At 71.1% G+C, this 13,709-nt stretch carries 9 protein-coding genes; 6 read left to right on the forward strand and 3 right to left on the reverse strand.

Annotation, left to right across the window (positions count from 1 at the left end; all coding sequences use genetic code 11):
* Positions 1-8 precede the first annotated feature (8 nt).
* Positions 9-1,466, forward strand: coding sequence for a catalase (locus OG246_RS38605; RefSeq protein WP_266473713.1), 1,458 nt, complete (start codon positions 9-11; stop codon positions 1,464-1,466).
* 432 nt (positions 1,467-1,898) lie between these two features.
* Entirely contained in the window at positions 1,899-2,129 is a 231-nt protein-coding gene (locus tag OG246_RS38610; protein WP_266473714.1) for a hypothetical protein, read from the forward strand.
* Between the two features lie 302 nt (positions 2,130-2,431).
* On the opposite strand, the gene gcl is transcribed toward OG246_RS38610, so the two are convergent.
* The gene (gene gcl, locus OG246_RS38615) at positions 2,432-4,216 is read right to left on the reverse strand and encodes a glyoxylate carboligase (RefSeq protein ID WP_266473716.1); all 1,785 of its coding nucleotides are present in this window, start codon (positions 4,214-4,216) and stop codon (positions 2,432-2,434) included.
* A gap of 317 nt (positions 4,217-4,533) precedes the next feature.
* Between gcl and OG246_RS38620 the strand changes: the two genes are divergently transcribed.
* Positions 4,534-5,334: a hypothetical protein gene (locus OG246_RS38620; RefSeq protein ID WP_266475017.1), complete on the forward strand. Its 801-nt coding sequence runs from the start codon at positions 4,534-4,536 to the stop codon at positions 5,332-5,334.
* Positions 5,335-5,354: 20 nt separating this feature from the next.
* Here OG246_RS38620 and OG246_RS38625 read toward each other — a convergent pair whose 3' ends face one another.
* Together OG246_RS38625 and OG246_RS38630 are read right to left on the reverse strand one after the other, a co-directional pair.
* Positions 5,355-6,962 carry an AMP-binding protein gene (locus OG246_RS38625; RefSeq protein WP_266473718.1) on the reverse strand — a complete coding sequence of 536 codons (1,608 nt, stop codon included), beginning with the start codon at positions 6,960-6,962 and terminating at the stop codon, positions 5,355-5,357.
* On the reverse strand, positions 6,959-8,638 hold the full coding sequence (locus tag OG246_RS38630; protein ID WP_266473720.1) for an AMP-binding protein: 1,680 nt from the start codon (positions 8,636-8,638) through the stop codon (positions 6,959-6,961). Before OG246_RS38630 ends, OG246_RS38625 begins: the two co-directional genes overlap by 4 nt.
* Positions 8,639-8,742: 104 nt before the next feature.
* On the opposite strand from OG246_RS38630, the gene OG246_RS38635 reads away from it, so the two are divergent.
* The 3 genes from OG246_RS38635 to OG246_RS38645 all read left to right on the forward strand — a co-directional run bounded on the left by OG246_RS38635 (position 8,743) and on the right by OG246_RS38645 (position 13,623).
* Positions 8,743-9,582 carry a response regulator transcription factor gene (locus OG246_RS38635; RefSeq protein ID WP_266473721.1) on the forward strand — a complete coding sequence of 280 codons (840 nt, stop codon included), beginning with the start codon at positions 8,743-8,745 and terminating at the stop codon, positions 9,580-9,582.
* Between the two features lie 153 nt (positions 9,583-9,735).
* Entirely contained in the window at positions 9,736-12,573 is a 2,838-nt protein-coding gene (locus OG246_RS38640; protein WP_266473722.1) for a helix-turn-helix transcriptional regulator, read from the forward strand.
* A gap of 261 nt (positions 12,574-12,834) precedes the next feature.
* The gene (locus OG246_RS38645) at positions 12,835-13,623 is read left to right on the forward strand and encodes a trypsin-like serine protease (RefSeq protein WP_266473724.1); all 789 of its coding nucleotides are present in this window, start codon (positions 12,835-12,837) and stop codon (positions 13,621-13,623) included.
* The last annotated feature ends 86 nt before the right edge of the window (positions 13,624-13,709 follow it).

Below are 13,709 nucleotides of genomic sequence, written 5' to 3' on the forward strand. Positions count from 1 at the left end.
AGGTCACGATGTCGAAGCGCGTGCTTACGACCGAGTCCGGCGCTCCGGTCGCCGACAACCAGAACTCCGCCACCGCCGGCGCAGGCGGCCCGCTGCTCCTCCAGGACCAGCACCTCCTGGAGAAGCTCGCCCGGTTCAACCGCGAGCGCATCCCGGAGCGCGTGGTGCACGCCCGCGGCTCCGGGGCGTACGGCTACTTCGAGGTCACCGACGACGTCACCGGCTTCACCCACGCCGACTTCCTGAACACCGTCGGCAAGCGCACCGAGGTCTTCCTGCGCTTCTCCACGGTGGCCGACAACCTCGGCGGCGCGGACGCGGTCCGTGACCCCCGCGGTTTCGCGCTGAAGTTCTACACGGAGGAAGGGAACTACGACCTCGTAGGGAACAACACTCCGGTCTTCTTCATCAAGGACCCGATCAAGTTCCCCGACTTCATCCACTCCCAGAAGCGCGACCCGTTCACGGGCAAGCAGGAGCCGGACAACGTCTGGGACTTCTGGGCGCACGCCCCCGAGGCGACGCACCAGATCACCTGGCTGATGGGCGACCGAGGCATCCCGGCCTCCTACCGCCATATGAACGGCTACGGCTCGCACACCTACCAGTGGACGAACGCCGAGGGCGAGGCCTTCTTCGTCAAGTACCACTTCAAGACGAACCAGGGCATCCGCAGCCTGTCGAGCGAGCAGGGCGCGGAGATCGCGGGCAAGGACCCCAACTCCCACCAGACGGACCTGCTCCAGGCCATCGAGCGGGGCGTCAACCCGTCCTGGACGCTGCACGTGCAGATCATGCCGGCGGCGGACACGGCGGAGTACCGCTTCAACCCCTTCGACCTCACCAAGGTGTGGCCGCACCAGGACTACCCGCTGCAGCGCGTGGGCCGCCTTGTCCTGGACCGCAACCCCGACAACGTCTTCGCCGAGGTCGAGCAGGCCGCGTTCTCCCCGAACAACTTCGTGCCGGGCATCGGCCCCTCGCCGGACAAGATGCTCCAGGGCCGCCTGTTCGCGTACGCCGACGCGCACCGCTACCGCCTGGGCGTCAACCACACGCTGCTCGCGGTGAACGCCCCGAAGGCGACCGTCGCGAACAACTACGGCCGGGACGGCTTCATGGCCTCCAACGCGCAGGGCCGCGCCGCGAAGAACTACGAGCCGAACTCGTACGACGGCCCGGCCGAGACAGGCCGCCCGCTGTCGGCGCCGCTCGCGGTGCACGGCCACACGGGCACGCACGAGGCCCCTCTGCACACCAAGGACGACCACTTCTTCCAGGCGGGCGAGCTGTACCGCCTGATGTCCGCGGAGGAGAAGTCCCGTCTGATCGCGAACATCGCCGGCGGCCTCTCGCAGGTCTCCCGCGACGACGTGATCGAGAAGAACCTCGCCCACTTCCACGCCGCCGACCCGGAGTACGGCAAGCGCGTGGCGGAGGCGGTCCGCGCCCTGCGCGAGGACTGAGCCTCAACTCAAGGGCTGCGTCCGGGATCTGACGGGAGGTCGGATACCGGACGCGCGCCCGCCGCGACCGTGAACCCGGATGAGGGGTGTCACACGGTCCGCAGGCGGGCAGGCCGAGGACCGCGGCGGCGTGCGAGCCAGTGCGGTGGTGAAGGTCCCAGGGCCCCCTTCTCGACCTGAGGGAAGGCGGCCCCGGTTCCATCGCATCCGCCGCGGTCCCAGCCACACAGCAGGATCACCGGCTCCGTCCGGCGGCGCGAATGTCCTGTCGCGCTCAGCCTCGCGCCGTCGGACGGCTACAACCTCACAGATCACCGGTCCAGAGCGCCGGGTACGGACGGTCCCGTACCCGGCGCTCCGCCGTGCTGTCCGGGTGCGGTTTCCACCGCTTCTCCGGGTGCGGTTTCCAGCTCCGCGCAGGAGCCTGAAGGCATGGACTATCCCAGTATCGTTGTGCACACCCCGGGTCTGGACGGGTCGCGGCGGGTCACCGCGGGGGACGAGACACTCGGTGTCGCCTATCACCTCGAGGACGTCGTCGACATTCTGCGCCGGGCGGACGTCGACCTCGACGAGATCGAGGTCGAGGAGAGCGACATCATCGACTGGCAGGGCGGCGGCCCCGACGACTGGCCGGGGCTGTCGGAGCACCACGAGCCCTGAGCCCTGCCGGCGCCCCACTCGCCACCTGGGCCCCAGGGCTCCCCGGGTACGTACGCCACCGTGCGTAGGGGTCCTACGGAACCCTCAAATCTACCTCTGAGTAACTGTCCCGGGTCTTCAACTCCCCCCGGTTCAAGGCGCATTCTCAGCACACGGAGCCCGCCGGCACGGGGGCGGCGGGCCTCGCGCGGGGGACGCCATGGGCGGGGGAACCCATGGCACGCGGAAGGGGCGGCTCACCCTCGGGTGAGCCGCCCCTTGCCGGATCCTGCGTACCTGATCCCGCGTACTGATCCCGCGTATCAGACCTTCAGCGTCCTGATCGAGGTGGGCGCGTGGCCCGGCTCGGTCGCGATCTCCTCGAACTCGACGACCGCGCTGATGTCGTTCGTCTTGCTCATCGCGATGTTGGTCACGCGCTCCAGGATCGCCTCCACGACGACCGGGACCTGGAACTCGGCGGCGAGCTTCTTGGCCTGCTCGAACGCGGCGCCCAGTTCGCTGGGGTCGGTGACCCGGATCGCCTTGCAGCCGAGGCCCTCGACGACCTTGACGTGGTCGACGCCGTAGACGCCCAGCTCCGGCGAGTTGATGTTCTCGAACTCCAGGTTGACCTGGAAGTTGATGTCCAGGCCGATCTGCGCCTGGCGGATCAGGCCCAAGTAGGCGTTGTTCACCAGGACATGGACGTACGGGATCTTGTGCTGGGCCCCGACGGCCAGTTCCTCCAGCATGAACTGGAAGTCGTAGTCGCCGGAGAGCGCGACGACCTGGGCCTCGGGGTCGGCCTTGGCGACGCCGAGCGCGGCCGGGATGGTCCAGCCGAGCGGGCCCGCCTGGCCGCAGTTGATCCAGTGCCGCGGCCGGTAGACGTGCAGCATCTGGGCGCCGGCGATCTGCGAGAGGCCGATGGTGGTGACGTACCGGGTCTCCGGGCCGAAGGCCTTGTTCATCTCCTCGTAGACGCGCTGCGGCTTCATCGGGATGTTGTCGAAGTGCGTACGGCGCTGGAGGGTCGCCCGCTTCTCCTGCGCGGAGGCGGCCCACTCGCTGCGGTCCGGCAGCCTGCCCTCGTCCTTGAGCTCGCGCGCGACCTCGACGAACAGCTTCAGCGCGGCCTTGGCGTCGGAGGCGATGCCGTAGTCCGGGGCGAAGATCTTGCCGATCTGGGTGGGCTCGATGTCGACGTGCACGAACTTGCGGCCCGCGGTGTAGACGTCCAGCTTGCCGGTGTGGCGATTGGCCCAGCGGTTGCCGATGCCGAGGACGAAGTCGGACTCCAGGAAGGTCGCGTTGCCGTAGCGGTGCGAGGTCTGCAGGCCCACCATGCCGGCGTTCAGGTCGTGGTCGTCGGGGAGGATGCCCCAGCCCATGAGGGTCGGCACGACCGGGATGCCCGTCAACTCGGCGAACTCGACGAGGAGTTCGGCGGCGTCGGCGTTGATGACACCGCCGCCGGCGACGATCAGCGGCCGCTCGGACTCGTTCAGCAGTCCGATCGCCTTCTCGATCTGGGCGCGGGTGGCGGCGGGCTTGTACGCCTGGAGCGGCTCGTACGTCTCCGGGTCGAACTCGATCTCGGCGAGCTGGACGTCGATGGGCAGGTCGATGAGGACCGGGCCCGGACGCCCCGAGCGCATGAGGTGGAAGGCCTGCTGGAAGACGCCGGGGACCTGGGCCGGTTCGAGGACGGTGATCGCCATCTTCGTCACGGGCTTGGCGATGGAGGCGATGTCGACGGCCTGGAAGTCCTCTTTGTGGATCACGGCGGTCGGAGCCTGGCCGGTGATGCAGAGGATCGGGATCGAGTCGCCGGTGGCCGAGTACAGCCCGGTGATCATGTCGGTGCCTGCCGGTCCCGAGGTACCGATGCAGACGCCGATGTTGCCCGGGTGGGTCCGGGTGTAGCCCTCCGCCATGTGCGAGGCACCCTCGACATGGCGGGCGAGGGTGTGGTTGATCCCGCCGGCTGCCTGGAGAGCCGCGTAGAAGGGGTTGATCGCCGCGCCCGGGACGCCGAACGCGTTGCTGACGCCCTCGCGCTTGAGGATCTCGACTGCCGCGCGGGCAGCGGTCATACGAGCCATGGAGTACTCCTGCTTCGGCTGTCGGATTCGCGCTCCCGTCGCGCCCGCGGAGAGCTGGTGAATCCGTTCACGGTTCCGCAGCGGTCTCCCTGTCCGAATTCCGTATTGCGGAAACTAACTTCTACTATCTGGAAGCAATGTAGGCGGGGGTGCCGAGGGGCGTCAAGAGTGGGTAGGGGCGGGATCCACCGAAGGTCCATGGAGAGGGTGAGAAGCGGAATCCGGCGGGGGCTGTCGAACCGTTTCCCTGTCGGAGGCCCTCTCCCTGGAGGACTATGGACGCGCTGTCCCGACGTGACGACGTCCTGGAGTGGGTCATGGCCGAGAGTGTGCCGGTGCGGTGCCCGGCCTGCCGCCGCGAGCATCTGTACGCGGCGCCGACCTACCCGTGCGTGTGCGGCGCCCCCGTCACACCCCCGCTCGACCGCCTCGCGGAACCGGCACCGGTCAGCCGGCGCACCTGGGACGAGCACTGGGTCACGGTCCGCTGCGAGTCCTGCGACCGCGAGGACCAGTGGCCCGCTCCGGAGCTGGGCTGCTCCTGCGGGACGGCGCTGCGTATTCCGGTACGAGGGGTACGGCGACCGCAGCGCGCGCAGCTCGCGCCGGGCGCCGTCGGCGAGGCGAATCACGACACGGACGAGGACACCGGCGCCGCAACCGCCCCGGACACGCGCCCGCACCCGGACATCCCCGACACCCGCCCCCAGCCCTCGGACGTCACCTCGCTGGAACCCCGCCCGGCGTTCCAGCCGGTCACCATCCGCACGGCCCGGGACGCGGTCACGGCCGCCGCGCTGTACCTGCGCTGGCTCGGCTACCGGGACATCAGGCGGGCCGACCAGCGGCCCCCGTCGGGGATCGGCCTTGCGGCCCGCGGGATCCTGGCCCAGGTGGACCCCACGGTCCGCCCCGCCTCGCTGCGCGACGTGGAGTGCCTGTGGCTGACGGCGATGTCGGAGTCGGCGGGATGCGTCTACTTCTCCCTCTCGGGCTTCGCGGACGACGCCCGGGCCCGCGCCGACAGCCTCGGCGTCCCGCTCTTCGTCCTGGACCTCACGGGCACTCCGCAGCCCGTGAACAGCCCCGCCGACGAACTCATGGCCGACGGGGCCTGACCATCGCGGTGCCGCCGCATCTACTCCGCGTACGACTCCCGCAGCTCGATCTTCCGCACCTTCCCCGACACCGTCATCGGGAAGGACTCCAGGATCCGCAGCAGGCTCGGGATCTTGTAGTGCGCCAGCCGCCCCTCGCAGAAGGCCCGCAGCTCCTCCAGCGTCGGCGGGTCGGCCGGGTCTCGCGGGATGACGCAGGCGAGCACCTCCTCGCCGTAGCGCTCATGGGGCACTCCGACCACCTGGACGTCGGCGATCTTCGGATGGGCGTACAGGAACTCCTCGATCTCGCGGGGGTAGATGTTCTCGCCGCCCCGGATGATCATGTCCTTGATGCGTCCGACGATCTCGACGTACCCGTCCTCGCGCATCACGGCGAGGTCGCCCGTGTGCATCCAGCGCTCCGCGTCGACGGCCTCCGCGGTCTTGTCGGGCTCGTTCCAGTAGCCGAGCATCACGCTGTAGCCGCGGGTGCACAGTTCGCCCGCCGAGCCGCGTGGCAGGGTCGCCCCGTCCGCCGGGTCGACCACCTGCACCTCGATGTGCGGAAGGACCCGGCCGACCGTGCCGGTGCGGTGCTCCAGGTCGTCGTCCCTGCGGGTCTGCAGGGACACCGGCGAGGTCTCCGTCATGCCGTAGCAGATGGACACCTCCGCCATGTGCATCTCGGCGACCACCCGCTTCATCACCTCGACGGGGCAGGGCGAGCCCGCCATGATGCCGGTGCGCAGCGAGGACAGGTCGTACGTCGCGAAGTCGGCGAGGTTCAACTCCGCGATGAACATGGTGGGTACGCCGTAGAGGGACGTGCAGCGCTCCTCCTGGACGGCGCGCAGGGTCGCCGCCGGGTCGAAGGAGGGCGCGGGAATGACCATGCACGCGCCGTGCGAGGTCGCCGCGAGGTTGCCCATCACCATGCCGAAGCAGTGGTAGAAGGGCACGGGGATGCAGACCCGGTCCTGCTCGGTGTAGGCGATCAACTCGCCCACGAAATAGCCGTTGTTGAGGATGTTGTGGTGGGAGAGCGTGGCGCCCTTGGGGAAGCCCGTCGTGCCCGAGGTGTACTGGATGTTGATCGGGTCCTCGCAGGACAGCTCGCTCGCGCGGGTCCGGAGGGCCTCGGAGAGTTCGGGGGTGGAGCGGCCGACCAGCGTGTCCCAGCTGGGTTCGCCGAAGTACACGGTCTCCCTCAACTGCGGGCACGCGCCCCGCACTTGCTCGACCATCGCCCGGTAGTCGCTCGACTTGTGGCTGAGTGAGGCGAACAGCAGCGAGATCCCGGCCTGGTTGAGGACGTACTCGACCTCGTGGGTGCGGTAGGCCGGGTTGATGTTCACCATGACCGCGCCGATGCGGGCGGTGGCGTACTGGACGAGCACCCACTCCGGGCAGTTGACCGCCCAGATGCCGACGCGGTCGCCCTTGGCCACCCCGCTGGCGAGCAGCGCGCACGCCAACCGGTCGACGTCCGCGGCGAATTGGGCATACGTCCAGCGCCGCCCGGACGGCACGTCGACGAGCGCCTCCCGGTCGGGCCAGGCCTCGACCGCCCGGTCCAGATTCGCCCCGATCGTGTCCCCCAGCAGCGCGGTCGCGCTCGTGCCCTGCGCGTACGACGGCTCAGTCACCGGAAGTCCTCCTCGCGGTACTCGGCGTCCGAGCCCGCGGCCGTGGCCTCGCGCAGCTCGATGCGGCGGATCTTGCCGGACACGGTCTTGGGGAGTTCGCCGAACTCCAGTCGGCGCAGGCGCTTGTACGGGGCGAGGACCGTGCGCGAGTGCTCGAAGAGGACCTTGGCGGTGTCGGGGCCCGGCTCCCAGCCCGCGGCGAGGACGACGTACGCCTTGGGCACCGCGAGGCGCAACTCGTCCGGCGCGGGCACGACGGCCGCCTCGGCCACCGCCTCGTGTTCCAGGAGCGCGCTCTCCAGCTCGAAGGGCGAGATCTTGTAGTCGGAGGCCTTGAACACGTCGTCCGAGCGGCCGACGTAGGTGATGTAGCCGTCCGCGTCGCGCGAACCGATGTCACCGGTGCGGTAGTAGCCGCCCGCCATGGCCTCGGCGGTGAGGTCGGGGTCGCCGTGGTAGCCGGTCATCAGGCCCACGGGCCGCAGCGACAGGTCGAGCGAGATCTCGCCCTCGTCGGCGCCCGGCGCGCCGGACACCGGGTCGAGCAGTTCGACGCGGAACCCGGGGCTCGGCCGCCCCATCGAGCCCGTCTTCAGTGGCTGCCCTGGGCTGTTGGAGACCTGGACCGCGGTCTCCGTCTGCCCGAAACCGTCCCGGATGGTGACGCCCCAGGCGCGCCGCACCTGTTCGATGACCTCGGGGTTCAGGGGCTCCCCCGCGGCGACCGCCTCGCGCGGCGGGGTACGCAGCTGGGACAGGTCGGCCTGGATGAGCATGCGCCAGACGGTGGGCGGGGCGCAGAAGGTGGTGACGCCCGCCCGGTCCATCTCCGCCATCAGCCGGGCCGCGTCGAAGCGCGTGTAGTTGTGGATGAAGACGGTCGCCTCCGCGCTCCAGGGCGCGAAGAGGTTGGACCAGGCGTGCTTGGCCCAGCCGGGCGAGGAGATGTTCAGGTGCACGTCGCCGGGCTGGAGCCCGATCCAGTACATGGTCGCCAGGTGCCCGACCGGGTAGGAGACGTGGGTGTGCTCGACGAGCTTGGGGCGGGCCGTCGTACCGGAGGTGAAGTAGAGCATCAGCGGATCGTCCGCGTGGGTGACACCGTCCGGCTCGAAGGTCTCGGGGGCGCTCTGGACATCGTCGTACGACAGCCAGCCGGTGGCGCCGCCGTCCACGACGATCCGTGTGTAGTCGCCGGGCACCTCGTCGAACTTGGCCGTGTCCTCCGGCCGCACGATCACATGACGGGCCCGGCCCCGCTCGATGCGGTCGCGCAGGTCCAGCGGGCCGAGCAGCGGTGTCGCCGGGATCACCACGGCCCTCAGCTTCATCGCGGCAAGGGCGATCTCCCACAGTTCGACCTGGTTGCCGAGCATGACCAGGATGCGGTCCTCCGCCCGTACGCCGTGTCCCCGCAGCCAGTTCGCGGTCCGGTCGGAGCGGGCGGACAGCTCCGCGAAGGAGAAGCGGGTGCTGAGCCCGTCCTCCTCGACGATGTGCAGGGCGGTGCGGTCGTTGCCGCGTGCGATGACGTCGAACCAGTCGAGTGCCCAGTTGAAGCGCTCCGGGCGGGGCCAGTCGAAGCCCTCGTAGGCCGTGGCGTAGTCCTCGCGGTGTGCCAGCAGGAAGTCCCGCGCGGCACGGAACTGGTCCGTCGCGCTCGTCGTCACCGTCATGTGTCCTCCTCGTCGCCGGACCGTCGCCGCCTAACATCGTGTATTCCGTGATGCAGGTCTCACCACCCCCGAACGGGGGTGCGCCGCGATGAAGGGGCGAGCAGGTGACAGCAGACACAGCCGAGGCGGTGGAGATGCGTGGTGCGCTGGTACGGCTGCGGCGCACGACAGGACTGCCGGTCGCGTTCGGCGGCCTGGTCGATTCCGGGCGCCGGCAGGTGCGCATCAGCCAGCTCAGCGGTACGGCGACGGCCGCGCTCAGCGCGCTCGCGGTGTCGTCGGGCAACGGCCTGGGCGGCAAGGCGGTGGCGCTGGCCCGGCCGTGCGCGGTGACCGACTACTCGGCCTCGCGGCAGATCAGCCACGAGTACGACGTGGCGGTCGCCACGGAGGGGCTGCACTCCGTCCTCGCGGTCCCTGTCGTCGTACGACGCCGGGTGCGCGGTGTGCTGTACGGCGCCCTGCGCACGGCCCAGCCGCTGGGTGACCGCACGCTCGGGGCGGCGGTGGCGGCGGCCCGGGACGTGGAGCAGGCGCTCGTCGTACGGGACGAGGTGCGGGAGCTCCTTGCCGTCGCGCGGGAGCCGGGACCCGGGGTGGGGGGTGCCGCGTGGGAGGAGGTGCGCGAGGCCCACGGGGCGCTGCGCGCGCTGGCGCCGCGGATTCTCGACCCCGCGCTGCGGGGCGAACTCCTCTCCGTCTGCGGGCGGCTGGCCGAGGCGGTGTCGCCGGGGCCGGGCTCCCGTGACGTGGGTCTGGCGCCGCGTGAGGTGGACGTGCTCGCCTGTGTCGCGGCCGGCGCGACGAACTCGGGCGCCGCGGAGCGGCTCGGGCTGCGCCCGGAGACCGTGAAGGGATACCTGCGGTCGGCCATGCGCAAGCTGGGCGCCCACACCCGGTGGGAGGCGGTCGTCGCGGCGCGACGGGCGGGGCTGTTGCCGTAGCCCGTCGGGCGTTTCTGGCGATTTCTCATTCAATCGGGAGCGCTCTGAAATGCCTTATACCGAAGGCTTGTTATTTCCCTCACCATCCCGACCGCCCTTAATTCAAAGAGACATTGCCTAATATTGGTCAGGACACGACACACGAGGGGAGCGGTGACCGTGCGAGGGGACTTCAAGGAACCTGCGAGACCCCGCCCCGACCTGGTCATCGGCCGGGAGGAGCTCTTCGCCGGGGCGCGTGATCAGCTCTCCGGCGGCGGGAGTGTGCTCGTGCACGGCCCCGCGGGAATAGGAAAGTCGACCGTCCTGCGGGCGTTGGCAGCGGAATACACCGAATCTGCACGAACTGTGTTGCACTGCTCGGCCACCGAGTCCGAATCCCACCTCCCCTTCCTCGCACTGACCGACCTCCTCGGTCTGGTCGTGGACGAGGTCTCCGGGCACCTGCCCGCCCCGCAGCGCACCGCCCTGGAATCGGCGCTCACCGGCCGCGGCGAATCCACCCTGCAGCGCGACGGGCTCGCACTGCGGCTCGCGGTCCTGTCGGTGTTCCGGTCCCTGGCCGCCCAGGGCCCCGTACTGATCGTCGCCGACGACCTGCAGTGGCTCGACCCGGCCAGCGCCGAACTGCTCGGCTTCGCCGCCCGCCGGCTCGGTGGCATGCCGGTACGGATGCTGTGCGCCGTACGCACCGAAACGGAACCGCCGGGGCAGCAGCACGACCGATATCTACGCGCGTCCCCTCCGGACACCCTGGCCGTGCGGCTCAACCCGCTCACCCGGGCGCAGGTCGCCGAACTCCTCGGCCAGCGCGGCTACACCGGCCTGCCCCGCTCGATCGTGCGGGACATCCACCGCACCAGCGGCGGCAACCCGCTCTTCGCGCTGGAGCTGGGCCGCGCCCTCGCCGAGAGCCCGACCCCGCCGAGCCCCGGCGAACCCCTGCCGGTGCCGACCTCGTTGAGCGCACTCGTCCTCAGCCGCCTTGAGATGCTGTCCGCGGAGGCCCGCCGCACCCTGCTCGTGGCGAGCGCGGGAGCCCGGCCCACGCTGGCGCTGCTGCACGCCGCGGGGCGCGAGAACGCCGAGGCGGAGACGGCCTCGGCGGCCGCGCTCGGCCTGCTGGCGACGGAGCGCGAGGCCTCTCCGGTCATCCGGTTCGCACACCCCCTCGTCTCCGCCGCCCTCTACGCGGAGGCGACCGCGCAGGAGCGGCGCGCCGCCCATGCCGCGCTGTCCACGGCCGCCTCCGATCCCATCGAGCGGGCCCGGCACCTCGCCCTGGCCGCCACGGGTACGGACCCGGGCGTCGCCGCCCGGCTCGGCGAGGCCGCGGCGGCGGCCCGGGACCGCGGCGCGCCCTCGGTCGCCGCGGGGCTCGGGCTGCTGGCGGCCCGGCACACCCCGGCGGACGCCGTACCGGGCCCCGACGAGCGCAGACTCCAGGCCGCCGAGGACGCGCTCACGGCCGGCGAGACGGACCTCGCGCGGGACATCGCACGCCAGGTACTGGCTCGTGCCACCGCGCCCGCCGACCGGGTGCGGGCCTGGATGGTCGTCATCGACGCGGCCGGGCATTCCATGGCCGAGATCGACGCCGTCTTCCCGCAGGCGCTCGCGGACGCAGGCGACGACCCGCGGCTGCTCGCCCTCGTCCGCTACCAACTGGCCTGGCGCGCCCTGCTCATGGAGGGCGAGATGGCCAAGGCCCGCGAGGAGGCCGCCCGCGCCGCGGGGCTCGCGGCCCGTGCCGGGGACCGGCCCACCGAACTCCTCGCGCTGGGCTTCCAGGCACAGATGGAGACCCTGATGGGGCACCCGGGCGCCCCGGCGACCATCCAGCGGGCGATGCGCGAGCCGCAGGACCCCCGGGTCGCGTGCGACCACAACGGCGCCGGTGCGGCCCGCTTCCGCTGGCTGATCATGGGCGACCAGCTCGCCGAGGCCCGTACGACCATCACCGCGCTGCTGCGCGAGGTGCGGCGGCGCGGGATGGTCGAGAGCGAGGTGCACTTCCTGCGCGGCCTCGCCGAGACCGAGCTGCGCTCCGGACACTGCGGCCGGGCCCTCGACCTCGCCCGCGAGAGCCTGCGGCTCGCCCGCGACACCGGAATCGGCGAGGCGGCCACCGCGATGTTCACCTCGCTTGCCGAGGCCGCGGGCGGCGACGTGGACCGGGCGCTCGCACTGGCCCGGGAGGCCGTTGACCGCGCGGAGGAGGACGGCGACCTGATCTACCTCTCGCGTGCCCTCGGCGCCCTCGGCCACGCCCAGCTCGTGGCGGGGGACGCGTCGGCGACGGTCCAGTCCCTGCGGCGCGTACGGGAGTTGGAGGAGGGCCTCGGGGTCACCGATCCCGCCCGGGGCCGCTGGCACGGGGATCTCGCCGAGGCGCTGGTACGGATCGGCGAACCGGTGGAGGCGCAGGACGTCATCGACGCGACGCGCGAACGGGCGCTGCGGCTCGGCCGGGAGAGCGTGCTCGCCGTACTCGACCGCGCCGAGGCCCTCGTACGCGCCGCACGCGGCGAACAGGGCCCGGCCACCCGGCAGTTGACGGCTGCTCAGGACCGGCTCGGCAAGCTGGGCTACGGCCTCGAGGAAGCGCGGGCCGCGTACGCCCTCGCCGGGCTGCGCACCCTGCGGCCCGGTCCCACCTCGTACGACGAGGCGACCCGGCTGTTCCGCCGCTGCCGCGCCCTGCCGTGGCTGCGCCAGGTCGAGGCGGCCTCCGCGGCCCACGCGGCCCCGTCGCCCCTCACGTCCGCCGCGCTCGACAGTCTCGCCTCCGCCGCCCTCGACAGCCTCGCCTCGACGGAACGGCAGGTCGCCGCGCTCGTCATGGAGGGCGCCACGAACCGCGAGATCGCCGCGCGCCTGTTCATCAGCGTGAAGACGGTGGAGGCCACACTTACGCGGGTGTACCGGAAGTTGGGGATCCGCTCGCGGGTGGACATAGTCCGGCTGGCGGTCGGGCACCGGCCGGGCTGACGTTCCGTCACACCCGGGGGAAGGGCAGATCCCCGGGTACGGGACCAACCGGACGGAATCACAAGCTAAACCCAGCCGCCGCACAGCAAGGGTTATCCCTCCCCCAACTCCCCTAGGGGCTTCCCTCATTGGGGGTGGAGGGCTGCAGCTCCTAGCCTGATCCCAGTGCCGCTCGCCCGGGCACACGGCACCGGCCCGCCGGCGCCGTGCAGCACCCCCCACACCCGCGCGTCCCCCCACCGGCAACTTCCGAGGAGATCCATGTTCGGGCTCAACCGCGCCAAGAAGACCGCCGCCGCCTGTGTGGCGACCGCTGCCGCAGCCACGGCACTGCTCGGCGCGCCCAGTGCCGTCGCCGCTCCCCAGCCCATCGTCGGCGGCTCGACGACCACCACGACCGCGTACCCGTTCATGATGCAGATCACGGACGCCTCGCAGAACCAGTTCTGCGGCGGCACCCTGGTCTCGGCCACGAAGGTCGTCACCGCCGCCCACTGCATGGTCGGCGAAACCACCAGCAGCGTCCGCGTCGTCGGCGGCCGTACGTACCTCAACGGCACGAACGGCACCGTCAGCAGAGTCAGCAAGATCTGGGTCAACCCCGACTACACGGACGCCACCAACGGCGACGACGTGGCCGTACTGACCCTGTCGACGGCGATGTCGTACACCCCTGCGTCGTACGTCTCCTCCTCGCAGACCAGCGTGTACGCGACCGGCGCCACCGCCCGCATCATCGGCTGGGGCACCACCTCGGCCGGCGGCAGCTCCTCCAACCAGCTGCGGACCGCGACCGTCCCGATCGTCTCCAACACCAGCTGCGCGAGCTCGTACGGCTCCGACTTCATCGCCAGCGACATGGTCTGCGCCGGATACACCTCCGGCGGCGTCGACACCTGCCAGGGCGACAGCGGCGGCCCGCTGCTCATCGGCGGCGTCCTGGCAGGCATCACCTCCTGGGGCGAAGGCTGCGCCGAGGCCGGCTACCCGGGTGTCTACACCCGCCTGACGACCTTCTCCAGCCTGGTGACCACGCAGGTCAACTCGTAACCCGACCGACAGTCCAACTCGCGGTCACCGATGAACTCCTGAGTACCCCTCAGGTGCAAGCCGGGGGGCGTTGCGGGCCTCCACGA

This window comes from Streptomyces sp. NBC_00620, assembly GCF_026341825.1.
In the GTDB taxonomy this organism is placed as follows: domain Bacteria; phylum Actinomycetota; class Actinomycetes; order Streptomycetales; family Streptomycetaceae; genus Streptomyces.